At 65.9% G+C, this 21029-nt stretch carries 25 protein-coding genes, 1 pseudogene and 1 riboswitch; of the genes and pseudogenes, 9 read left to right on the plus strand and 17 right to left on the minus strand.

The genetic code is table 11. The features are described 5' to 3' along the window. Positions 1-5: 5 nt before the first annotated feature. Positions 6-410: a GFA family protein gene (locus K3181_RS05020; RefSeq protein WP_221601452.1), complete on the minus strand. Its 405-nt coding sequence runs from the start codon at positions 408-410 to the stop codon at positions 6-8. A gap of 128 nt (positions 411-538) precedes the next feature. On the opposite strand from K3181_RS05020, the gene K3181_RS05025 reads away from it, so the two are divergent. Next, positions 539-1135 (plus strand): hypothetical protein, encoded by a 597-nt coding sequence (locus K3181_RS05025; protein WP_221601454.1) that lies wholly within the window; start codon positions 539-541, stop codon positions 1133-1135. 21 nt (positions 1136-1156) lie between these two features. On the opposite strand, the gene K3181_RS05030 is transcribed toward K3181_RS05025, so the two are convergent. The 3 genes from K3181_RS05030 to K3181_RS05040 all read right to left on the minus strand — a co-directional run bounded on the left by K3181_RS05030 (position 1157) and on the right by K3181_RS05040 (position 3011). Next, entirely contained in the window at positions 1157-1606 is a 450-nt protein-coding gene (locus K3181_RS05030; protein WP_221601455.1) for a PaaI family thioesterase, read from the minus strand. 60 nt (positions 1607-1666) lie between these two features. Next, positions 1667-2248 carry a hypothetical protein gene (locus K3181_RS05035; protein ID WP_221601457.1) on the minus strand — a complete coding sequence of 194 codons (582 nt, stop codon included), beginning with the start codon at positions 2246-2248 and terminating at the stop codon, positions 1667-1669. 103 nt (positions 2249-2351) lie between these two features. After that, a complete protein-coding gene (locus K3181_RS05040) occupies positions 2352-3011 on the minus strand; it encodes a hypothetical protein (RefSeq protein ID WP_221601459.1) in 660 nt (219 codons plus the stop codon). Positions 3012-3095: 84 nt separating this feature from the next. Here K3181_RS05040 and K3181_RS05045 point away from each other — a divergent pair, with 84 nt between their 5' ends. Together K3181_RS05045 and K3181_RS15695 are read left to right on the plus strand one after the other, a co-directional pair. Beyond that, a complete protein-coding gene (locus K3181_RS05045) occupies positions 3096-3554 on the plus strand; it encodes a YaiI/YqxD family protein (RefSeq protein ID WP_221601461.1) in 459 nt (152 codons plus the stop codon). Between the two features lie 95 nt (positions 3555-3649). Further along, a complete protein-coding gene (locus tag K3181_RS15695) occupies positions 3650-3784 on the plus strand; it encodes a hypothetical protein (protein WP_282099756.1) in 135 nt (44 codons plus the stop codon). Between the two features lie 3 nt (positions 3785-3787). Here the strand turns inward: K3181_RS15695 and K3181_RS05050 are convergent, their stop codons facing one another. The 8 genes from K3181_RS05050 to K3181_RS05085 form a co-directional block, all read right to left on the minus strand. Next, the gene (locus K3181_RS05050) at positions 3788-3967 is read right to left on the minus strand and encodes a hypothetical protein (protein WP_221601463.1); all 180 of its coding nucleotides are present in this window, start codon (positions 3965-3967) and stop codon (positions 3788-3790) included. A gap of 96 nt (positions 3968-4063) precedes the next feature. Next, complete coding sequence (locus K3181_RS05055) at positions 4064-4624, minus strand: hypothetical protein (RefSeq protein ID WP_221601465.1); 561 nt, start codon at positions 4622-4624, stop codon at positions 4064-4066. 61 nt (positions 4625-4685) lie between these two features. Next, positions 4686-5444, minus strand: a complete 759-nt coding sequence (locus tag K3181_RS05060) for a DUF5131 family protein (protein WP_221601467.1) — start codon at positions 5442-5444, stop codon at positions 4686-4688. Then, entirely contained in the window at positions 5444-6343 is a 900-nt protein-coding gene (tcmP, locus tag K3181_RS05065) for a three-Cys-motif partner protein TcmP (RefSeq protein WP_221601469.1), read from the minus strand. The genes K3181_RS05060 and tcmP overlap by 1 nt, the downstream gene beginning before the upstream one ends. A gap of 98 nt (positions 6344-6441) precedes the next feature. Further along, positions 6442-7200, minus strand: coding sequence for a glutathione S-transferase family protein (locus K3181_RS05070; protein ID WP_221601471.1), 759 nt, complete (start codon positions 7198-7200; stop codon positions 6442-6444). Positions 7201-7328: 128 nt separating this feature from the next. Continuing rightward, a complete protein-coding gene (locus K3181_RS05075) occupies positions 7329-7811 on the minus strand; it encodes a RidA family protein (RefSeq protein WP_247714864.1) in 483 nt (160 codons plus the stop codon). A 79-nt stretch (positions 7812-7890) separates the two neighbouring features. Next, positions 7891-8469, minus strand: a complete 579-nt coding sequence (locus tag K3181_RS05080) for a hypothetical protein (protein ID WP_221601473.1) — start codon at positions 8467-8469, stop codon at positions 7891-7893. Positions 8470-8552: 83 nt separating this feature from the next. After that, complete coding sequence (locus tag K3181_RS05085) at positions 8553-8801, minus strand: hypothetical protein (protein WP_221601475.1); 249 nt, start codon at positions 8799-8801, stop codon at positions 8553-8555. Between the two features lie 165 nt (positions 8802-8966). Between K3181_RS05085 and K3181_RS05090 the strand changes: the two genes are divergently transcribed. Continuing rightward, positions 8967-9704, plus strand: a complete 738-nt coding sequence (locus K3181_RS05090) for a SpoIIAA family protein (RefSeq protein ID WP_221601477.1) — start codon at positions 8967-8969, stop codon at positions 9702-9704. Here the strand turns inward: K3181_RS05090 and K3181_RS05095 are convergent. Further along, on the minus strand, positions 9694-10146 hold the full coding sequence (locus tag K3181_RS05095) for a hypothetical protein (protein WP_221601479.1): 453 nt from the start codon (positions 10144-10146) through the stop codon (positions 9694-9696). The genes K3181_RS05090 and K3181_RS05095 overlap by 11 nt on opposite strands. A gap of 127 nt (positions 10147-10273) precedes the next feature. Here K3181_RS05095 and K3181_RS05100 point away from each other — a divergent pair, with 127 nt between their 5' ends. Both K3181_RS05100 and K3181_RS05105 read left to right on the plus strand, forming a co-directional pair. Continuing rightward, positions 10274-10954 (plus strand): hypothetical protein, encoded by a 681-nt coding sequence (locus K3181_RS05100; protein WP_221601482.1) that lies wholly within the window; start codon positions 10274-10276, stop codon positions 10952-10954. A 147-nt stretch (positions 10955-11101) separates the two neighbouring features. Further along, positions 11102-11353 (plus strand): annotated as a pseudogene (locus K3181_RS05105) (DUF188 domain-containing protein); the annotation flags it as partial. Between the two features lie 72 nt (positions 11354-11425). Here the strand turns inward: K3181_RS05105 and K3181_RS05110 are convergent. The 3 genes from K3181_RS05110 to thiC are packed head-to-tail and all read right to left on the minus strand — an operon-like array spanning position 11426 to position 14867. Then, on the minus strand, positions 11426-12355 hold the full coding sequence (locus K3181_RS05110; RefSeq protein WP_221601484.1) for a hypothetical protein: 930 nt from the start codon (positions 12353-12355) through the stop codon (positions 11426-11428). Further along, positions 12348-12950: a DUF6932 family protein gene (locus tag K3181_RS05115; protein WP_425594544.1), complete on the minus strand. Its 603-nt coding sequence runs from the start codon at positions 12948-12950 to the stop codon at positions 12348-12350. Before K3181_RS05115 ends, K3181_RS05110 begins: the two co-directional genes overlap by 8 nt. 42 nt (positions 12951-12992) lie before the next feature. Then, entirely contained in the window at positions 12993-14867 is a 1875-nt protein-coding gene (gene thiC, locus K3181_RS05120; protein WP_221601489.1) for a phosphomethylpyrimidine synthase ThiC, read from the minus strand. A gap of 33 nt (positions 14868-14900) precedes the next feature. Beyond that, positions 14901-15013, minus strand: a riboswitch (TPP riboswitch). 145 nt (positions 15014-15158) lie between these two features. Between thiC and K3181_RS05125 the strand changes: the two genes are divergently transcribed. From K3181_RS05125 to K3181_RS05135, 3 genes are read left to right on the plus strand one after another with little or no spacing between them, the layout of a single operon-like run. Next, positions 15159-17264, plus strand: a complete 2106-nt coding sequence (locus K3181_RS05125; protein ID WP_221601491.1) for a TonB-dependent siderophore receptor — start codon at positions 15159-15161, stop codon at positions 17262-17264. Then, a complete protein-coding gene (locus K3181_RS05130) occupies positions 17264-17839 on the plus strand; it encodes a hypothetical protein (protein WP_221601493.1) in 576 nt (191 codons plus the stop codon). The genes K3181_RS05125 and K3181_RS05130 overlap by 1 nt, the downstream gene beginning before the upstream one ends. Next, positions 17836-19152, plus strand: a complete 1317-nt coding sequence (locus tag K3181_RS05135; RefSeq protein WP_221601495.1) for a PepSY-associated TM helix domain-containing protein — start codon at positions 17836-17838, stop codon at positions 19150-19152. Before K3181_RS05130 ends, K3181_RS05135 begins: the two co-directional genes overlap by 4 nt. Positions 19153-19230: 78 nt before the next feature. On the opposite strand, the gene K3181_RS05140 is transcribed toward K3181_RS05135, so the two are convergent. Continuing rightward, positions 19231-21009, minus strand: a complete 1779-nt coding sequence (locus tag K3181_RS05140; RefSeq protein WP_221601497.1) for a DUF885 domain-containing protein — start codon at positions 21007-21009, stop codon at positions 19231-19233. Positions 21010-21029: the final 20 nt, after the last annotated feature.

The following is a 21029-nucleotide window of genomic DNA, read 5'->3' on the forward strand; positions in this document are numbered from 1 at the left end:
GCTCCTCAGCCCGGATTGGTTTCGAAGGCGGGCACCGCGCCGGTATCGACCCAGCACTGCTTGCTCCGCGTCCAGATATGCGCGGCGGGGGTGAAGCTGCTCGCATCGTCGAGCGTCCCCGCCTTGACCCACAGCATGCCGGGGGCGACCTCGACCTTCGAAAACAGCGGCGATCCGCAGGTGCCGCAGAACAGCCGATCGACGCTCTTCCCGCTCTCGCCGCTGTCACGATAGGTCGCCGGTTCACCGGTGATCGCGACCTGCCCCTCGGGCACGCCGAGGATCGTCGAGAAGGCGCTGCCCGACTGTTTCTGGCAATGCGTGCAGTGGCACACCATTGCTGCCGCGGCCTCGCCCTCGATCCGGTAGCGGATCGCCCCGCACAGGCAGCCGCCCTCGCCTTTCGTCATGACCACTCTCCCATCTGCGGGAGGAAGACTAGTCCAAAGGCGCGGCGTGTCCAGCGCTCGCGGGTGTCAAGGCTGGAACAGGGCCCCGCGTCCAGGCGTTGGCAGGGGAGGAGAGAGTTCGACTGACCATGCCATCCCATCGCCATCCTCGATCGACCGGGCCCCGAAGAGGCGATCCGCGCTGGCTGGCGGCGCCGCTGCTGGTCGCCGTCGCGGCGGCAGGCGCGCTCAGCGGGAAGGCGATCGGTTCGATCTCGATGCTGCGACCGAGCGAGGACCGGCTGGCCGTCTCCGCACCCGAACCTGCCCCCTTCGCCTCCGATCAGTCGAGCCAGGAGCAGCTCCCCGACCACTACCCGCTGGTCACCCCGACCGGCACCGTGCCGGTGGTCGCGCTTTCGCTCCACGGTCGCCTGCGACGGACGAGCGAACGGTGGTCCGACGTGCCCGACCGGGTGCCGCTCGAGGCCGAGGCCGAGTGGGAATTGAGCGAGGCCGAGATCGACCACCTCGCACAGTGGCAACCGGCCCGTACTGCGCCGCCCAAGCTGGCTCCCGAACGGGCCGGCATCCCGGCAAGCGCTCCGGCGGGTGCCATCCCGAAAACGCCCTCAAGAGCTCCCCGCGGCAACGCCACTGGCGTCCCCACGAAAGCTCAGACCGACACCGTCGCCATCGCAACCGAGGCCGCCACCCCACCCGCCGCGCCCGCGCCCGGACTGTAACGCCGCGGGAGCTCGCGGCGCTCAGCCCTTGCCCGGCCAGTCGTGGCTCAGCAGCTTGACCGTCACCCGCCCGGTGGCGACGAGCGTGCCTGCCGCATCGTGCATCGGCACTTCGGCGATGTAGCCCGCGCTGCCCTTGCGCACGAGATCGGCGTGGAGCCCGGCGATCTGCTCCTCGGACAAGGTATACTCGCCGGTCACGTCGCTCGCCGCCATGCGGTGGAAGTCGACCGCGATGTCCTTGATGATCGGGAAATGCGTCGCGGTGTCGATCACCGAGATCCCCGGCCCCGCGGCGACCGCCTCGGCGAGCACGCAGAAGGCGCCGAGATACATGACGTCGACGTGGTTGGCATTGCCCTCGAGCGGCATCAGCAGCTTCGAATGCCCGCGCGCCTCCTCGATCCGCCGCATGCCGGTGCGCTCGACGAAAGGCACGCGGTAGACGGGCTTCGCTGCAGTCTCGCTCATTCTTCTCTCCTCCCCTTGCAGCGGGGAGGCTAGCGCGCCCGCGCGGCGGCGCAAGAGCCGTCAGGCGCAGCCTTCGACATAGCCGAGCTCGGGCATCACCCCGACATGGACGATCGTGACCGTGCCGTCGGGATCGGTCTCGAAGCGCAGCCGCGGATCGGTGCCCGGCTGGGTGAGATACTTGCCCTCCGTGTATTTGTGCGGCGTCTCGCGGAAGCCGGGGAAAGCCGCGCGGACATCCTCGATGCTCGAACCCGGGCCGACGCCTTCCTCCAGCGTCACCCCGCTGCCGTCGGAGACCGAGATGCGCTTGACCACGCCGCCGGTGCGCATGGCGTAGACGCCGGGCCAGTCGGGCGAGGACAGCGTTTCGCAGCCATTGCCGATCTGCCCCTCGCCCGCGGTGAAGCTGCTGCCCGCGGGCACCGGCTTGCCGATCGTCAGCCCGCCGAGCCCGTCGAGCGTCAGCGTCTTCGCCGAAGCCTGCGCAGGCGTGGCGGAGGGCGTCGGCGTCGCATCGGTCGCGGCATCGGCGGCGATATCGCCATCCTCGGGCGCCGCTGCCTCGTCGGAGGGCGAGGAACAGGCGGCGAGCAGCGCGAGTGCGGACATCGGGGCGAGCAGGATGGGGATGGTCTTCATGCCCAAGACAGCGCTTGGACGCGCGCGGCGTTCCCGCGAGCCGCCGCACGGTCGGACCCGCCTACGCCCCCGGCGCGGCATGGGTGACGAAGGTGACAGCGTGTCACTTTCGCTCATCCTCCTCAAACGCCTGTAATGCCGCGATCAATTCCGCATCGGAGAGCGCGGACGGACAGGGGTACGCGGCGAGAAACGCGGGATCGGCGCTGGTCCCGGCGCGAATCCGTTCGAGCTCGCTGGGATCGCCGGGCCCCGGCAGGCCGGTGGCGGGGGGATCGCCCGCCTCGATCCGCCCCAGCAGCGCCTCGAAATCGCGCGCATGGCGCTCGGCCAGCGGCCCCAGCCGCCCGAGCACGGGATTGCCGCCCAGCGTCGAGCGGCCGAGCAGCGCCACCGTCAGCCGCTCGTCGTAGCGGCGATAGCTGCCGACCTGCTCGCCCTGGTAGAAGACCGGCACCTCGACCCCGTTGAGCGCGCGTTCGAGCGCGGCATGCGCGAGCACGTCGTAGGAATGGTGGAAGGCGACCTCCCAGGCGAGATCGAAGGCCTGCCCCTTCAGGCGGCTGCGCAGCCGATAGGCCGATTGCCGCGCCATGCCGACGGCCTTCGCCGCCTCGGTCACCGAATGCGTGGCGGACAGCGCGCGCAGGAAGCCGACCTGCCTGGCGTGCGACCAGCCGTCGTGACGGTCCTTGGGTGAGGCAACGGGTGCGGCGTTGGAGGGCTCGGGAGCGGCGGGCGGGATGGGGCTGTGGTGGGTCATCCCGCAGGATAAGGCACAAAACGCGCGTGTAGGAAAGTTTACTCGCCGTTTACGTGCCCCGGCCGGCTGCGCTAGCGGGCACGCATGAGCGCGCCCACCATCCTCGTCGACGCCGATGCCTGCCCGGTGAAGGAAGAAATCTACCGCGTCGCCGAGCGCTACAAGGCGCAGGTCCGCGTGGTCAGCAACAGCGCCTTCCGCGTGCCGGTGAGCGAGCGAGTCCAGCGCGTAGTGGTTTCGGAGGGCTTCGACGCGGCGGACGACTGGATCGCCGAGCACGCCGACGAACGCAGCGTGGTCGTGACCGCCGACATATTGCTCGCCGAACGCTGCCTCAAGGCGGGCGCGACCGTCCTCGCGCATAACGGCAAGCCCTTCGACGCCGCGAGCATCGGCAGCGCCGTGGCCACGCGCGCGATCATGGAGGATTTGCGCGCGGGGATGGACGGCATGGGAGGCGGGCCGCCGCCGTTCAACAAGGCGGACCGGTCGAATTTCCTGCAGGCGCTGGACCGGGTGCTGGTCAAGCTCGCGCGCCGCTGAGCCGGTGCTAGGAACGGCGGGGACGGTTTCGCTATCTATTTGCGCCGATCGGCCCATAACGCGGCCGGGGCATTCAGCCCCGATTGGAAAAGACCATGGCCAAGGGCCAAGCCAAGAAGAGCCGCGAGAACCGCAAACCCAAGAAGGAACAGCCACCCAAGCAGAACGCCTCCAACCCCAGCACCAAGCCCGGTGCGATCAGGGGCTTGGAGAATATGAAGAACAGCTAGGGCCTAGCCCTCCTCGCGCTCGACCGGCGGCTGCGGCTTCTTCGCCTTGTGCTCCGCCAGCAGCCGGTCGATCTCGGCAATCCGCAGCCGCTCGGGCGTATCGCGCTTCAATCCCTTGAGACGGCAGGTCGCCCACAGCTGGCGGCGTTCGGATTCGAGGTTCTTGAGATAGAGATCGGCCATGCGGGCGCCTATGCGCGCTTGGGCCGGCGCTGGCCAGCACCATCGCGGCGGGGCACCCCGCGCGTGTGGGGAAAGCCTGCGCGGACCGGCGCGGCGTCAGTCGCTGCAACCGGTGACGAAGACGCGCGCGGTCTCGGCGGGGACGGGCGGCAGCGGGCCGATATCCTGCGCCCCGTAATTCACCGCGACGCCTTGCTTGCCGGTGAGCATCGTGAGGAGCGCAGCCGGAACGGGCCCCTCGCCGCTCACCCCGCCGCGCAGCCTGTCTCCTGCGGGATTGGCCACCAGCGTCACGACTTCGCCGCCCGAGCCGAAGCTCATCCGCTCCTCGCTGCCGATCGGCCGGAAGGCGTTGACGTTGACGAGCATGCCGCCCCCCGCCGGGCAGAAGATATGCACACGGCCCGGCTCGCCCTCGGTGACGCCGAAGAACAAGCCGTCGCCTTCGCCGCTGGAGGTCATGTCCCAGCGGCCCGAGGGGAAGGTCTTGCCCGCATCGGTATGCGGCATGGGGGCGGGATTAGTGGTTGGGGTGGCGCTGGCGATGTCGTTGGGGAGCGTCGGTTCGTTGGGCGACGGCTTTTCGGCGGGTTCGGGGGCGCATGCGGCGAGCAGGAGCATGGTCGAAGCCGCGAAAAACAGGGGCAGCTGAATCATAGGCCTAACTCGACAACGACTTGGCGATACTCGGATCAAGGCTTCACCATCACCCCGCTTCCTAAGCTTCCAGCTCCAGCGGATATTCATCAAAAGTCTGACCATGCAATTCTCTGCCGGCAGCCTTCTTGTTTCGACCGCCCCATTGCTTGAAGAAGAACGCTACGTCGTCGCGACGGCAAATCTCCAATAGGCGCTCCACCCACGCCTCTTCCATCGGCCGCGAGCGAGGCCCTGACTCTCCGCCTACAATGGCCCAATGGATGCCCCGCAGATCGATCTCTTGGATCTCACCGATCAACGGCTCGAAGGATATGAAAAGTGTCGCACCTGAAATGGAAGCAAGGTGCTTCACACGATCTGCAACCTCGTCGCTTTCGACCGATGTTCCCACCCATATATGGTCCCTAGCTTCGATCACACCGCTATCGAAAAGGCGCGCCATTCGATCAGGCCGCTTGGTGAGAATCTGAAAATGGTGCTGCGGACAGGCGATCATCGTTTGCCAAACTCGAATGACAAACTCGTCAGGCACATCCGGATGGAAGAGATCAGACATCGAATTGACGAAAATGCGCTTCGGTTTTCGCCATTCCAGCGGAGCTGAAAGACTGCTCTCATCGACATTCACCCGACCAGTCCACACATATCGTCCACCACTCTTTCGGGTGGTACCCGCATATTTGCGATGGCCCATCGCTTGGAGCCGGGCGGCCATCCTCATCGCATAGCAATTGGTGCAACCGCTTGATGCAATCGTGCAACCAGCGACCGGGTTCCAGGTGACGTCCGTCCACTCAATTTCGGAAGAACCTGCCACTACGCCAATACCGCCCTTGCCAGCTTGGCGGCCAGCTTAGCTTTTTCCCGAGGATTGGCCCATGCAAACATCAAAGAAAATTCCTGAATGCCATTCCGGCCAAGCGGCATCGTTTCATCCAGTATGCGTCCGCCGAAGGCAGCCCCGATACGCTCCTTGGCAACAGCTTCAAACCAAGCGACGTCCACAGCCCGCTTGGGCCGAAGGTGTGGCTGATCAAAAAGGCCGCCCAACTCTTCCTCTTCAACGACCGCGACGTCTCGCCAACTGGTTGTGCCTAGCGCTGCGTCAACGCGAGGGCCGCCATCCGGATTTATTTCGCCCGAACCAGAGATCTGACGATACATCGCAAAAACCGGAACTAGATACCAAACATCGACGGCTTCGGTCATCGCGAGAATTTGCAAGGTTTCGTAGTCAATCTGCAAACCAAATGGGTCTAAGAATACAACCGCACGGGTCGCAGACCAATCGCATTTCGAACAAATCCCGCGAAGCATCTCATTCGCGTCCAAACGCGTAAATTCGATACGATCAATGAGATGAGGAAATTCGCCCTCAACTGTCTCACGCAGAGCGTCCACATTGGACTTTTTTGTATCATTAAATAGATACCGAGCAAACGGTGGATCGACCCCCAACGCTCGAATAGCCGAGCCCACGATGAGTTCATCAGTGTCGGCAACCGGGCTAACCAAGCCTTCAAGCTCAGTTTGCCGAAACTCTTCCTCGTCCCGAAAAGCAGACTTGGGAACGGATGATCCAGAGCCAGCGCAGGCATCGATATAGATCAATTCAAAGGGCTGAAACTTCAACGCAGTCGCATAGGCTTGGAGATAACGCTGGACGACGCCCAACTTCTGAACGGTGTGACTATCTCCAAACGCCTGCGCTGACATGACGGCCCCTCGCTTCGCGGGAACATATAGTGAACAGTGTATCAATCATCAAGTCAAAACCTTCCAGCAAATCAGCGCGCTGCTTTCCCACGCCCCACCTACAGCGTCATCACCCCCTGCCGCGGCTCCTTGAGCGCGTAGCTGGTCGCGCTCAGCGGGGCGCCTGCTTGCTCGAGCGCGGCGCGGCGGCCGGCGGGGTTGGTCGATAGCTGGGCGGCTTCCCAGCGGTTCGTCGCGGCGAAGCACTCATGTGCGAGGCAACGCGCGACGAAGCCCGCGGTGCGCGGCCAGCGCGCGGCATCGACCTCGAAGCCGGCATAGCGCGCATTGGGGAAGAAGCTGGCCACGGCCACGTCCGCCAGGCCGATGTCGCCGAACAGGAAGCCGTCCTCGGGTAGCTCCCCCTCCAGATAGTCGAGCACCATGGGCATGTCGGTTTCGAGCGTCGCGGCGATCCGTGCCTCGTCGCCCGGCTGTTTCCACACCAGCGGGTGGACCACCTTCTGGTAGAACAGGCCCCAGATGAAGACATCGCCCATGCGCGTGTCGGCGAATTCCTCGAGCCAGCGCGCGCGGGCGCGGTCGGCGGGCGAGGCGGGCAGCAGCGGGTGCGTATCGGGATGGGCCTCGTCGAGCCAGGCGCAGATCACCGAGCTGTCGGACAGCGCGAGATCGCCCTGCACCAGCACCGGGATACGGCGCAGCGGCGAGAGGCGGGTGAAGTCGTCATTGCCGTAGAAGGGGGTGATCGGGTCGATCGTGTAGGCGAGCCGCTTGAGCGCGAGGCAGGCGAGGACCTTGCGCACATAGGGGCTGACGAAGCTGCCGATGATGAGGATGTCGTCGCTGTCGGCCATGGTGGCGCCTCTCCCTAGCTGCCGTGTGCGCCGGCAGGTGTCGGCGCGGGAGCGGGGTTACAGCATGGCGGAAAGCGTCGGCCAAACGCTATTTCGCGAAGGTCGGGTATCTGGCAGGGGCCGCGTGCCTATTGAGGGCTATAGGCCCAGCATTCCATCTCCACCCGCGCGCCGAGCGCGAGGCCGCTCACGCCCATGGCCGAGCGGGCGGGATAGCGGCCCTTCTCGAAATAGGTCGCGTAGATCGCGTTGAAGGCGGGCCATTCGCCCATGTCGGCGAGGTAGACGGTGCATTTGAAGACGTCGTCGAAGCCGAGCCCGTGCTGCGCCAGCGTGGCGCCGATCCGCTCGAACATGCGGCGCGTCTCGGGCTCGATGCCGCCGGGGACGACCGCGCTGCCGCTCTCGTCGACGCCGATGTCGCCCGAGAGGTAGAGCACGTCGCCGACCTGCACCGCGGTGGAGAAGGGATAGGGCAGCGTGGAGGGGGTGAAGACGGGTGCGCCCGGCGCCGGGGCGTGCGTGGTTCCGGGATCCGCCCCGTCGCCGGCGGCGAGTGGCGCGGCGCCCGCCAGCAGGGCGAGCGCGAGGATCGGGCGGATGGCGGGCATGGCGGGGTTCCTCTCAGGGTCGTTGCAAGGGGATCGGGGGCGCGGTTCGGGCGGTCCGGAATGCGAGCGTCGCGCCACGCTAGTCGTCGGCCCGGCGCAGGAGGCGTTCGGCCATGTAGCCGCGGACCTCGGGGCAATAGCGCCAGAAGCGGTGGTCGATGCCGGTCGCATCGGGGGTCTGGCGGCCGCAGCGCACGAAGCTGCCGTGCTCGAGCCGCCCGAGCATCTCGCTCGACACGGTCGCCCGCGCGCGGATCGCCACCCAGCCGTCGCTCGGCGAGCTGACGCGGAACATCCGCACATCGGGATGCGCCGGTGCGGGCTCGTTCGCCGCGAGCGGCGCCGCCGTGGCGGTGGGCGAGGCCATGGCGCTCGGAGCGGGTGCGGGTGCGGGTGTCGGCGCTTGCGTGGCCGCCCCGGTCGGGTTTTCGAGCGGGCGCGGCTCGGTCTTCTCCTCGCCCTCCCCGCCGGCCTTGCCACCGAACAGGCCGACATTGCCGAGCACGGTGATCAGCCCGGCGAGCGCGACGACGAGCCCGCTGACCGCGGTGATCACGCCCCGGATCGAGCCCCAGAAGTGCTTGCCGTCCTCCGCGCCGTCGTCGGTTGCGGGGGCCTCCCCCGCACCGGCGGCATTGCCGATGTCCGTCTCGCTCATAGCCAATTCCCACCCTGGCCCTGCGCGACGATCATGCCATTTCGCGCCCGCGAAGTAAATTCACGCGCCTCCCGCGTGACCGGTCACCCCTCGACCCTTACGCCCTCCTCGGCCCAGTCCGCGTCGACATCGACGCCCTGGCTCGCCCAGCGGGCGCGGGTCCAGCAGACCACGCGCTCGACGCGGGTGCCGGTGGCGGGCTCGACCCTCATGCAGTAGCGGGTGTCGGCGTCGCCGGTCGGCGCGGCGGCGGGGCGGGTCTCCTCGCTCGCGGCGAGCGGGGCGGCGCCCGCCAGCAGGGCCAGCGCGAGAAACGGGTGGAATGCGGGCATGGCGGGTCTCCTCTCGAGGGCAATCCGAGGTGCAGGATACCACGGATCGCGCCACGCGGCGAAGGCCGGATTGCGCCAGCCTGCGCCGCGAGAATTTGACCCAAGTCAATGACGCGGACGCCGCACCGGTGCATCATGCGCCCCGGCCGAGAGAGGAGCCGGACCATGATCGACATCGACCTATCGCACGAGGAATACGTCGTCCTCCGCCCGCAGGGGGCGCTGGCAAAGGCGGATTTCGACCGGCTCGCCGAGACGATCGACAGGCGCATCAACGAAACCGACCGCGTGCCCAATCTCGTCATCTGCCTCGACGGCCTGCCGCACTGGGACAGCCTCGGCGCGCTCACAAGGCATTTCCACTTCGTGAAGGAACACCAGAAGATCGTGAAGAAGGTCGCGGTGGTGGGGGATGCCGCGCTGCTGGCGCTCGCCCCCGAGATCGCCAACCATTTCGTCGCGGCGACGATCCGCCGCTTCCCGTCGCGCAAGCTCGAGGATGCCAAGGCCTGGGCGCGGGCGACCGAGGACGATCCCGGACGCTTCGAAGTGATCGAGGGGTTGCCGCGCGACGTGGTCGCGGTGCGCGCGGTCGGGATCATCACCGCGCAGGACTATCGCGACACGCTGATCCCGCTGGTCGAGGCAAAGCTGGAGGAGCACGACAGGCTGAAGCTGCTGTTCGTGATGGGCGAGGATTACACCACCTTCTCGGGCGATGCGGCGTGGGAGGACACCAAGTTCGACCTCAAGCACCTGCGCGATTTTGCGCGCATCGCGCTGGTGACCGACATGACCTGGCTGGCGCGCACGGCGAAGCTCTTCATCCCGATCGTGCCCTATAAATTCAAGGTTTTCCCGATGGCCGAACTCGACGAGGCGAAAGGCTGGATCAAGCGCTAGGCGCGCTGCAGCCCCGCGCCCGTCGCTTCGCCCTCGCCGTCGAAGGTCTCGACCTCCACCCCCTCGATCGCGCGCTCGGTTGCGCAGCAGACGGCAAAGCCGCCAACGCGATATCCTCGATCAAGGCGCCTGCCCGCTCGCGCGCCAGCTCCCACGCGCGGGCGAAGGCCCCCGCATGCGCCGCCCGCCGCAAGCGATAGGCGCTCGCCCGGCTCATCCCGACCTCCTTGCACGCCGCGCCGACCAGCCCGGTATCGGCGAGCACCTCGATAAACCGCCGCTGCTTCTCCTTGGTCCATCCGTCATGCCGCGGACGGCGGCGGACGGGCACCCAGCGATATTCGGCGGGGTCGTATGTTGGCGGGGCGAAGCCGAAACCGTCCTCGGCGGGAGTGCTATCGCCGGTCGGTGCAGGCAGGCGCTGAGGGTCGGACTGGGTCATCCGACAGGATAAGGCACAGGCGGGTGTGTGTAGGAAAGTGTTTTGCGTTTGTTCCGCAGGCTCGCGCGCGTTTTGCCATTAGGGATCGATTGAGGCATGCTCCATCGGCGGGCAGATGGGGGGCAACATGCCTAAAGACGACGACGTGACATGGCGCGCTGCCGGCCGGCACTCGATCCAGCGATGGATCTACGGCCTTTGGTATCCGGCACTTCTCGGGTCGCTAGGCATCCTCACCTTGTTGGGCCGCCATGAGTCCGCTCCATCATCGATGCTACCTTGGGAATGGCTAGTTATCGTCTATCTGACGATCCAGTTCGGGGAGGGGTCGGACCCGGAGCGGCATTATGATCGACCGGCGATCGCGCACGATGCTCTGGAGATCGGAGCCATGGCGGCATTCTTTGTTTCCCTTCTCTATTTCACCGGTCCGCTTGATGACCATCACTGGATGAAACCGCTGCAAACTGATTGGGGCACCAGACTTAGTCTCGCGGTCCTGTTTGCCGTGCCCGTGGTCTTTCGAATTTATCGAATCTGCGTCGCGAGAGCACGAGGAGAGCTGCGACAGCTCTACAAGAACCATTGGGTCTTCTATCTGGCGCTCACTCTTGCCTCGTCAGTCTCCTTCGTGCTCGTTTTGTTGTGGCCTCGATCGTGGTGCGCGTTTGGCGTCGTTTGCGCCCTGCTGTTGCTCTACTTGGTAATCTTCGTTCTCTTCAATCACGCGTTCGCTCAAGGGCCGGATAGGCCTTGGGCCCGTCCGACGTCAGCGAAGATCGATACGGCGCGAAGCGCGGACGACTAGTAGACTGCCGCGCCCTAACCGGGCAAAGTCCAATCAGGTCCGAAAGCGGCGGTGCCCCCGTAGCGAGAGAAGAGCTCGACGGAAGCGGCGAAGCTGGCCGCAGCGAAGAAGACGGAGGAAGCGAAGTCCAAGGACGCGAGCGACTGAGTGCTCGCCAAACGCTGCCTCAAGGCAGGCGCCAGCGTGCTGCCGCACGACCGCAAGAGCTTCGACGCCGCCAGCATCGGCAGCGCCATCGCCACGCGGGCGATCATGGAAGACCTGCGTGCCGGAATGGACGGTATCGGTGGCGGCCCGCCGCCGTTCGGCAAGGCGGGAGTCGGAGCCGCAGACCGAGACGGTCAAAGGCCACCTTCACAGTCGAATTCCCAAAAGGTGCTGGTGAGGATGGGGCGGTAGTAGAGTTGGCTAAAGCAACGAGCGAGTTCCCTACACAGCGAATAATTCGCCAGTAGATCACATCGCGATAGGCTATTCCGGTTGGACCAGACCAGTAAGGATGTACTCGATCTTTTCGCGCCCATCAGGCCTGCGTACAATCCTAACCCTTACGGAAGCTCGCCAAGGCCTGCCGATGAATTGCTCATCGTTCTCGATCCGCTCAAGAAAGTCCGCGCTTAGACGGGCATCGATAGGACCTGTTATAATCTCCTCGGTTCCATCAAGATTGAATTCGAACCTCCTTGCAACAGGCATCACTCCCACCAACGTGCCGCTTATGAAATCCTCATTCTCGATAACCTCGGTACGCTCTACGCGCTGATAGGCCCTCTCGACCTTGGCGTCGTCGAGTTCGATTTCTTCTTCGTCGTCAACCAGCTTGAACTTGGCTTCCTCATTTCGCAGCAGCTGAATAAAGGCCTTTACGGAGAGGAATGTGCGACCATCGATATCCTCAATGGCCTGCTCAAATACTGCATCGGAAGGGTCAGAGAAATCGTGGATAATTTTGGAGATAGCAGTCACTGCATCACGGAGTGACGTATCAAACATCTGGGCTTCTTCGTTGTCCTCCTCAAGTCGAAACCCAAAGGATCCGTGGACGACATCAACAATATTCATTCGGGACAGACTCCGCTCGGGAACTGGCCCTCTCCGACCGAGCGCTCTGCCAGTCAGGGAATTCATGTGCTTCGAAAGCGCTGACTGATATGATTGCAGAGCTTTGCCTGCAAATTCTGCGTCAATTCCCCGTGAGCCATCTACCGGCTTGCCATAAAACAGAAGCGTTACATCAGCATGATGTTTATCTTCGTCGAGCTCAGCCAAGTCCTCTTCGATCCGTTCAAGTCGCTGACGAAGAGACAATGTACCCAACGGGTCGGATTCCGCGGCCTCGGCAATTAGGGCTTGAAGGCTGGCTCGTTCGCTCTCCAGCGCCGCGCGTTGAAGCTTACTCATCTTCACCACCTCCCGCGAGCGCGGCGATCGCGTCGGTATCGTCAGTGTGAAGCGGCAGAGCTAACATGCCCTTCCATTGAAATGTGTTTCTCTGATGAGAGAACAAGGCCGTCCAGTAAGCGGCCTGTCGAGCGACGATGTGCGGCACGGTGTTCAAATCCACAAAGAACGTATCGCATGTGAAGCGTTCACGATTCCGATCTCTATCGAAAATGCCGCCCGTGCCTTGATCTGCTACGAATTCGGTCCACCCTTGCAAGTTCAAGGCTAGCCCTTCTGGACGATATGCCAACGTCACAACATCAATATCATTTGGTTCACGGCCATCAGACTCAACGTCTTCAGTGAAGCTCCCATCCAACCACTGAAAGCCGGAGACAATTCCGCTCTCGCGCAGGCTCGCACGGAACTGGAAAAGCCCCTCCAACAAACTGCGCCGATGCTCGGACGTGGAGAACCGTTCCACCAGTTCGACACTCGTACAAGAATATGGAGACGAGAAAGCAATTTGAGCGCCTGGCGTCGCTCCAATAAAGGGCGGCAAAACGCCATTCAGATTGAATGGTGGTATCAAATTTCTCTCCCCTTCCCGCATCAAGGCGGAAATTGGGCAGCAAATCAAGGAAGTTAAGCTTCCTTACTCCGGCAAATACAACTTGTCGCCCTTCTCCCGGTACACCTCGCTCATCTTCTCCATCCCCTCTTCGGCTCCCTCGACCGGCGCAGTGGCCGCGAGGTAGCTGTCCGAATTCTGCTTGGCGGCGAAGTCGCGCACTTCCTGGGTGATCTTCATCGAGCAGAATTTCGGCCCGCACATGCTGCAGAAGTGGGCCGTCTTGGCGCCTTCGGCGGGGAGGGTCTGGTCGTGGTATTGCTCGGCCGTGTCGGGGTCGAGGCTGAGATTGAACTGGTCGCGCCAGCGGAATTCGAAGCGGGCTTTCGACAGCGCGTCGTCGCGAACCTTGGCGGCCGGGTGGCCCTTGGCGAGGTCGGCGGCGTGGGCGGCGAGCTTGTAGGTCACAACGCCCACCTTCACGTCGTCGCGGTCGGGCAGGCCGAGGTGCTCCTTGGGCGTGACGTAGCAGAGCATCGCGGTGCCGTACCAGCCGATCTGCGCCGCGCCGATGCCGCTGGTGATGTGGTCGTAGCCGGGCGCGATGTCGGTGACGAGCGGGCCGAGCGTGTAGAAGGGCGCTTCGCCGCAGGCCTCGAGCTGCTTGTCCATATTCTCCTTGATCTTGTGCATCGGCACGTGGCCGGGGCCTTCGATCATCACCTGGACGTCTTGCTCCCAGGCGCGCTTGGTCAGCTCGCCCAGCGTGTAGAGCTCGGCGAATTGCGCCTCGTCATTGGCGTCGGCGATGCTGCCGGGGCGGAGGCCATCGCCCAGCGAATAGGCGATGTCATAGGCCTTCATGATCTCGGTGATCTCGTCGAAACGCTCGTAGAGGAAGCTCTCCTTGTGATGCGCGAGGCACCATTTCGCCATGATGCTGCCGCCGCGGCTGACGATGCCGGTGACGCGCTTGGCGGTCATCGGGACATAGGGCAGGCGCACCCCGGCATGGATGGTGAAATAGTCGACGCCCTGTTCGGCCTGTTCGATCAGCGTGTCGCGGAAGATCTCCCAGGTGAGGTCCTCGGCAATGCCGCCGACCTTTTCCAGCGCCTGGTAGATCGGCACGGTGCCGATGGGGACGGGGCTGTTGCGGATGATCCACTCGCGCGTGTCGTGGATGTTGCGGCCCGTCGAGAGGTCCATGACGGTGTCGGCGCCCCAGCGGATCGACCAGACCATCTTGTCGACCTCGCTCGCCACGTCCGACGCGACCGCGGAATTGCCGATATTGGCGTTGATCTTGACGAGGAAGTTGCGCCCGATCGCCATCGGCTCGGTTTCGGGATGGTTGATGTTGGACGGGATGATCGCGCGGCCGCGCGCCACTTCGTCGCGGACGAATTCGGGGGTGACGTAATCGGGCAGCTCGGCGCCCCAGGGCTGGCCGTCGTTGCGCGCGGTGAGGCGGGCCGCCTCGTCACGCAGCATCTCGCGGCCCAGGTTCTCGCGCTCGGCGACATATTCCATCTCGGGCGTGATGATGCCGCGACGGGCATAGTGCATCTGGCTGACGTTCATGCCGGGCTTGGCGCGCAGCACCTTGCGCGCGACATTGGGGAAGCCGGGGACGCCGCCCGAGCGGTCGGGGCCGAGCTGGCCGTTGTCTTCGGGCTTCACCTCGCGCGCGTCGTATTCCTCGACATCGCCGCGCGCGATGATCCATTCGCGGCGCTTCTGTTCCAGCCCGGCGCGGATATCGATCGTCGCGTCGGGATCGGTGTAGGGGCCGCTGGTGTCATAGACGCGCACGCTGGGCTCGCCGCCCTCGAGATCGATCTCGCGCATGGCGACGCGCACACCGCTGCCGCTCTTGGCGCCGACATGGACCTTGCGGCTGCCGCGGATCGGGCCGGTGGTGACGCCGATGTCGAATTTGGAATTGATGTCGGCCATGCGAAGTCTCTCCTCAGGACGGAAGGCGGACTTCTGGCGGATACCAGCCCACTCCCTCCGCCGATGCTAATCGGTTCAGGTTCGACGGGTCGGACGGCGCTTATCCCGTCCCTCTCAGCCACAAGCTGGCTCCCCGGGGATGGCAGCGGTTTAGGCGCATGGCGGCGTTCCCGCAACCGTGGATGCGGACGGGGAGGCTCCACAAGCTCCTGTGAGAATGATTATCATTATCCTTGACTCTTGCGATTGACTCGCATTAGCGGGCGCTCAAGTTCAGACGAGGAAATCATCATGCATATCGCTTCCCCCGCCGCGCGGCTGCTCGCCTGCAGCGCGCTCGCCCCCGCCCTGTTTGCCGCTGCGCCCGCGCTGGCGGAGGAGGCGATGGACGGCGCCGGGGACGCGCCCGGCATCATCGTGCGCGGCCAGCGACAGGACGATCCGCCGCGCAGCGCGACCAAGCTGCCGCTCGAAGTGGTCGACACGCCGCAATCGGTCTCGGTCATCGGCGCGGATCTGATCGAGGATTTCGGCTTCGACGCAATCAACGATGCGCTGGCGGTGGTCCCCGGCGTGCAGGTCGAGCAGGTCGAGACCGACCGCACCTATTACACCGCGCGCGGCTTCGACATCAGCTGGCTGATGGTCGACGGGCTGGCGACGCCCAATGTCTACGGCCCCACCAGCGGCTCGCTCGACACGGTGTTCTACAGCCAGGTCGAGGTGGTGCGCGGCGCCAATGCGCTGCTGTCGGGCATCGGCAATCCCGCAGGCACGATCAACTTCATCCGCCGCCGTCCGGGCGGCGAGACCGGCGGCTCGGCCGCACTCAGCTACGGCTCGTGGGACACCTTCCGCGGCGAGGCCGATCTCGACCTGGCGCTCGACGACAGCGGCAACTGGGGCCTGCGCGCGACCGGCGCGATCACCAGTGGGGATTCGTACCTGCGCGACTACACGTCCGACCGCTATGCCGGGCAGCTCATCCTCGCCGGCGAGCTCGCCCCGACCGTCTCGGTCGCGCTCGGCTATTCGCACGAGCAGAACAATGCCGACAACGTGCTGTGGGGCGCGCTGCCGCTGATCGCCACCGACGGGTCGCCGACCGATTACCCGGTCGGCACCTCGACCACGCAGGACTGGACCTTCTGGGACACGACCAACACCAGCGGCTTCGCCGAAGTGGCGCTCGCGCTCGCCGAGGACTGGACGCTCAAGACCGTCCTCACGCGGCAGGACACTTCGAGCGATTCCGAGCTGTTCTATGTCTACGGCACGCCCGACCCGGTGACCGGGCTCGGCCTGTTCGGCTATCCGGGCGCCTATAATTACGACACCGGCGGCTGGATCTGGGACTCGGAGCTGACCGGGAAGTTCACGGCCTTCGGGCGCGAGCACGACCTGTCGGTGGGGGTGCAGTACAGCGACACCGATTTCCACTATCTCGGCCGCTCGGTCCCCTTCACCGATCCGGCCTGGGGCGCGCTCCCCGCGCTGCCCGACTGGACCGGGCAGGAGGTCGGCCGCCCCGCCTACGATCCGCCCATGGAGCAGGCCGATTTCGATTTCCTCATGTGGCGCGCCTATGCCGCCACGCGGCTCGAGCTGACCGACCGGCTGAGCCTGATCGGCGGCGCCAACTTCATCGACGTCTCGTCCGACGGGACGAGCTTCGGGGTCGACTTCGGGCGCAAGGAGAGCGCGCTCAGCCCCTTCGCCGGGGTGACCTTCGAAGCCTTCGACGGCCTCAATCTCTACGCCAGCTATTCGGACATCTTCCTCCCGCAGCACGAGACCGGCACCGACCTCACCCCGCTCGGCGCGGCCAAGGGCGAGAGCATGGAAGTGGGCCTCAAGGCGCAGACCCCCGACGGCGCACTGCTCGGCACGGTGGCGCTGTTCCGCGCCGAACAGTCGAACCTCGCCGAATCCGTCGGACTCGACCCCGCCACCGGACAGACGCTCTACACCGGGATCGACGTCTTCAGTGAGGGCGTCGAGGCCGAGATCACCGGCCGGATTGCCGAAGGCCTGTTCGTCCAGGCGGGACTGACGCATCTCTCGCTCGACGATGGCGCGGGCACCGAGGTGCGCAGCTACGTGCCGCGGACCACAGCCGATGTCGCGCTGCGCTGGCAGCCGACCGAGCGCCTGTCGCTCGGCGCGGTGCTCGCCTGGCAGGACGACGTCCATGTCGACACCGCCTACGGCCGGATCGAGCAGGATGCCTATGCCACGCTGCAGCTACAGGCCGGCTACCAGCTGACCGACAATCTCGAACTGCAGGCGAACATCGCCAACGTCACCGACGAGAAATACGTCGCGAGCCTCTATTGGGAGCAGGCCTATTACGCCAAGCCGCGCAATTATACGCTGACGCTGCGGGGCAATTTCTGATGTCCGACGGCACGCTGTGGCTCGGCTGTGCCCTCGCGGCGGGCAGCGTCGCGGTGCTGCGCCTGTCCTGGGACCGCCCGCGCCGCGATCGCGGCCTCAATGCGCTGGGATGGGCCGGGCTGGCGGGAGCGACGCTGCTGGCGGGCCTTGCCGAGGGCGCCTGGGGCGTGGCGATAGCGATACTCGTCGCCACCGGTGCGGCGTGCCTGCTGCTCGTCCATGCCGGTTTCGAGAAGCCGCATGCAACGCGGCGCTTCGCCCTCGCACCCCGGGTCGCCGCGCCCGCCGCGCACGCTGGCCGCTGGACCCGCGGCCTGACGACCTTCGTGCTCACGGGCCCGCTGGCGCTGGCGGTAGCGGTCGCAGTCGCGCTCGCCATGCGCACCGCCGCGATGCGCTGGCCGGTTGCCGAGGCCGACGGCAATGTCATGGTGCTCGCGCTGGTGCCGCTGCTCTGGCCGCTGCTCACCTTCGCCATGCTGATGACCGAGCGCCGCCGTGCGCAACTCGCCATGCTGCTGGTTCCGCTCGCCGGTGCCGCCGCCCCGCTGCTGTTGCTGGGAGGCTCCGCATGAGCGCGCTGCTGTCGAAGGACACCGTGCGCCGCGGCGTCGCCGCGCATTCGGCGATCGGCCTGGTCTGCTGCGCGCTGCTCTATCTCATCTGCGTCAGCGGCTCGGCGATCGTGCTCTACGAGGAATTCCAGCGGCTCGAACAGCTCGATGCGCCCGAGATGGAGAGCATCGCGCCGCAGGCGGTCGACCGGGCGGTGGCGGCGGTCGTCGCCTCCGAAGCCGGAGAGCCGCCGACCACGCATCTCTATGTCCACATGCCGACCGAGGCGCTGCCGCGCACCACGATCACCACCGACACGCAGGCGGTGCATGTCGACGCGGATGGCGCGATCGCGGCGCCCGAGGAGAACGCCTGGTCCGAATTCCTTCTCGCGCTGCATTACCGGCTCAACCTGCCGCCCGTCTGGGGCATGACGCTGGTCGGAATGTTCGGGGCGATGATCGTCGCGCTGGGCGTGTCCGGGGTGGTCGCGCATCCGCGCATCTTCCGCGACGCCTTCCGCCTGCGCGCGCGGCGCAAGGACGAGGTCGCGACGCTAGACTGGCACAACAGGCTGGCGGTGTGGACGCTGCCCTTCGCGCTCGCCATCGCGCTGACGGGGACGATGATCGGGCTGTTCTACGTTGCGGGCTTCTCGCTCGCCGCGAGTGCCTATGACGGCGACAGCGAAGCGGCGCTGGCGCCCGTCTTCGGCGCGGAGGGCGAGGCCGACCCGGCCCCCGCGCCGGTGCCGCGCGTCGCCCCCGTCCTCGCCCATATGGCGCGCGACTATCCCGCGGTGCGCGTCTCCTACGTCATTCTCCACGACCCGGGCACCCGCGGGCAGCATGTGCAGGTAATCGGCGAGCATCACCGGCGGCTGGTCTTCGGCGAATATTATCACTTCGCGCCCGACGGCAGCTTCGAGGGGACCACCGGGCTCGCCGATGGCGCCATGGGCCAACAGTTCGCCGCCTCGATCTACAATCTGCATTTCGGCAATTACGGCGGGCTGCCGGTCAAGATCGCCTATATCGTCTTCGGAGTGGCGCTGAGCGTGGTGGTCGCCACCGGCACCTTCATCTGGCTCGACAAGCAGGCGCGCAAGGGCCGCCCGCGCCCGCTGGTCCATGCCGGCTGGTGGGGCGTGACGCTGGGCGTGCCGCTGGCGATCCTCGCCACGCTGCTGGCGCGGCTGGCGCTGGGCAACGGTGAGCCCTTCGTCGCGATCTTCTGGGCGGTGACGCTGGCCGCCGTGGGCTTGGCCATCGCGCAGCGGCGGCCCTGGGCCAAGCGGAGACTGCCCCCCGCCAACCCCGAATACGCGCGCTGAGCGTTTCGAACGGAGACAAGAGAGGGGCCGCGCGACATGGCATCGCGCGGCCCCTTTCTCCTTGTCCGATCGAGAAACCTATTTCCCGCCGGCAGCGATCCAGGCGTCGATCTTGGCCTCGAGCACGGCGAGCGGGATATTGCCCGAATTGAGCACCTCGTCGTGGAAGCGGCGGATGTCGAACTTGTCGCCCAGCGCGGTCTCGGCACGCGTGCGCAGTTCCTTGATCTTCAACTCGCCGACCTTGTAGCCGAGCGCCTGGCCCGGCATCGCGATGTAGCGGGCGATCTCGTTCTCGGCATAGTCGCGCGGATTGCCGTTCTCGACCATGTATTCGACCGCCTTCTCGCGGCTCCAGCCGAAGGCGTGCATGCCGGTATCGACCACCAGCCGCACCGCGCGCTTCAATTCGCCGTCCTCGAGCGCCTGCAGCCGGTCGACCGGATCGTCGTAGAGACCCAACTCGTAGCCGAGGCTCTCGGCATAGAGCGCCCAGCCTTCGCCGAAGGCGGTGAACCAGCCGTGCCGCAGCGTGTCGGGCAGGCTCTCGTCCTCGATCGCGAACATGGTCTGGAAATGGTGCCCCGGATTGCCTTCGTGCATGTACAGCCGGACCGAGGGGCTGAGCTCGCGTTCGGCGGCGTTCCAGCCGCTGAAATAGAAGGTGCCGGGGCGCGATCCGTCCTCGGCGCCCGGCTGGTAGGAGGCGGCGAGCTGGAACTGCTCGCGATAGGGTTCGTAGGGCTTGATCTGCAGCTCGGCCTCGGGTTGGCGCAGGAACATCGGCCCGATCGCGGCGTCGACCTTCTTGCCGACCTCGTACCACGCCTCGGTCAGCGCCTCCTTGGTCTTGTAGACCTGCGGACGCCGGTCGCCGCGCGCGGCGATGGTCTCCATGCGCGCCTTCGAGATCCGTGCCACCTCGGACAGGCCGAGTTCGTGGACCTGTTTTGCGGTCAGCGGGAGCGTGGTGTTCTGCGCGATGAGGTAGTCGTAATAGGCCTCGCCGCCCGGGTTGTCGGTCGCCCCGATGCTCGCCCGCGCCTTGGGCAGGTAGGTCTCGGCGAGATAGGTCCGCAGGCGGCGCATCGCGGGATTGAGCGTGTCGGCGACCGCCGCGTGCAATTGCGTGCGCGCGGTGTCCTTCTCGGCCTCGGTGAAGCTGTCGGGCAGGCTGCGCAGCGGAGCGAAATAGGGGTTGGTGTCCTCGGGCGCGTCGAGCTGGATATCCAGCTGCTCGATCATCAGTTCGACCGTGAGCCGCGGTAGCGTGATGCCTTGCGCCAGCCCCTTGTCGAAGCGCGCGATCACATCGTCGACCATCTGCGCATAGGCATGGTGGCGCGCGATATTGTTGGCGTAGTCCTCCGGCGTCTTGAACGGCATCACCCCGTCGGGGGCTGACAGGCTCGGATAATCGCCCTGGATCCCGCGGAAATGGTCGAGCGGCAGCGCCAGCTCGACCGCGAGGATCTCGGGCGCGAAGCCCGCCAGTGTGCGCCGGTTGGCATATTCGAAGGTGTCGTAGGCGATCCGGTCGCCCGCATCGAGCGCGGCGCGGTCGATCGTGGCCAGCGCGGCGAGGTCGGCCTCGGCGGCTGTGCGTTCGGCCTCGAAACTGGCCGCAGACCAGTCGCCCAGCTTGTCGGCATTGGTGAAGTCGCCGCGATAGAAGGCGCCGATGGGGTGCCGCACCAGCGCTGCGGCCTCGCTTTGAGCGAGCAGCGCGCGCAGCCGCTGTCCCTCGGTCTGCGGGGCCGCCGTTTCGGCCTGGTCCCGGGCATGGGCGGCGGGTGCGGCGAGCACGCCGGTGGCGATGGCCAGCGCCGAAGCGAGGCGCAGTGCAGTGCGGTTCATCATCGTGTTTCCTTCGCTGC

This window comes from Qipengyuania mesophila (assembly GCF_019711655.1).
Taxonomy (GTDB): domain Bacteria; phylum Pseudomonadota; class Alphaproteobacteria; order Sphingomonadales; family Sphingomonadaceae; genus Qipengyuania; species Qipengyuania mesophila.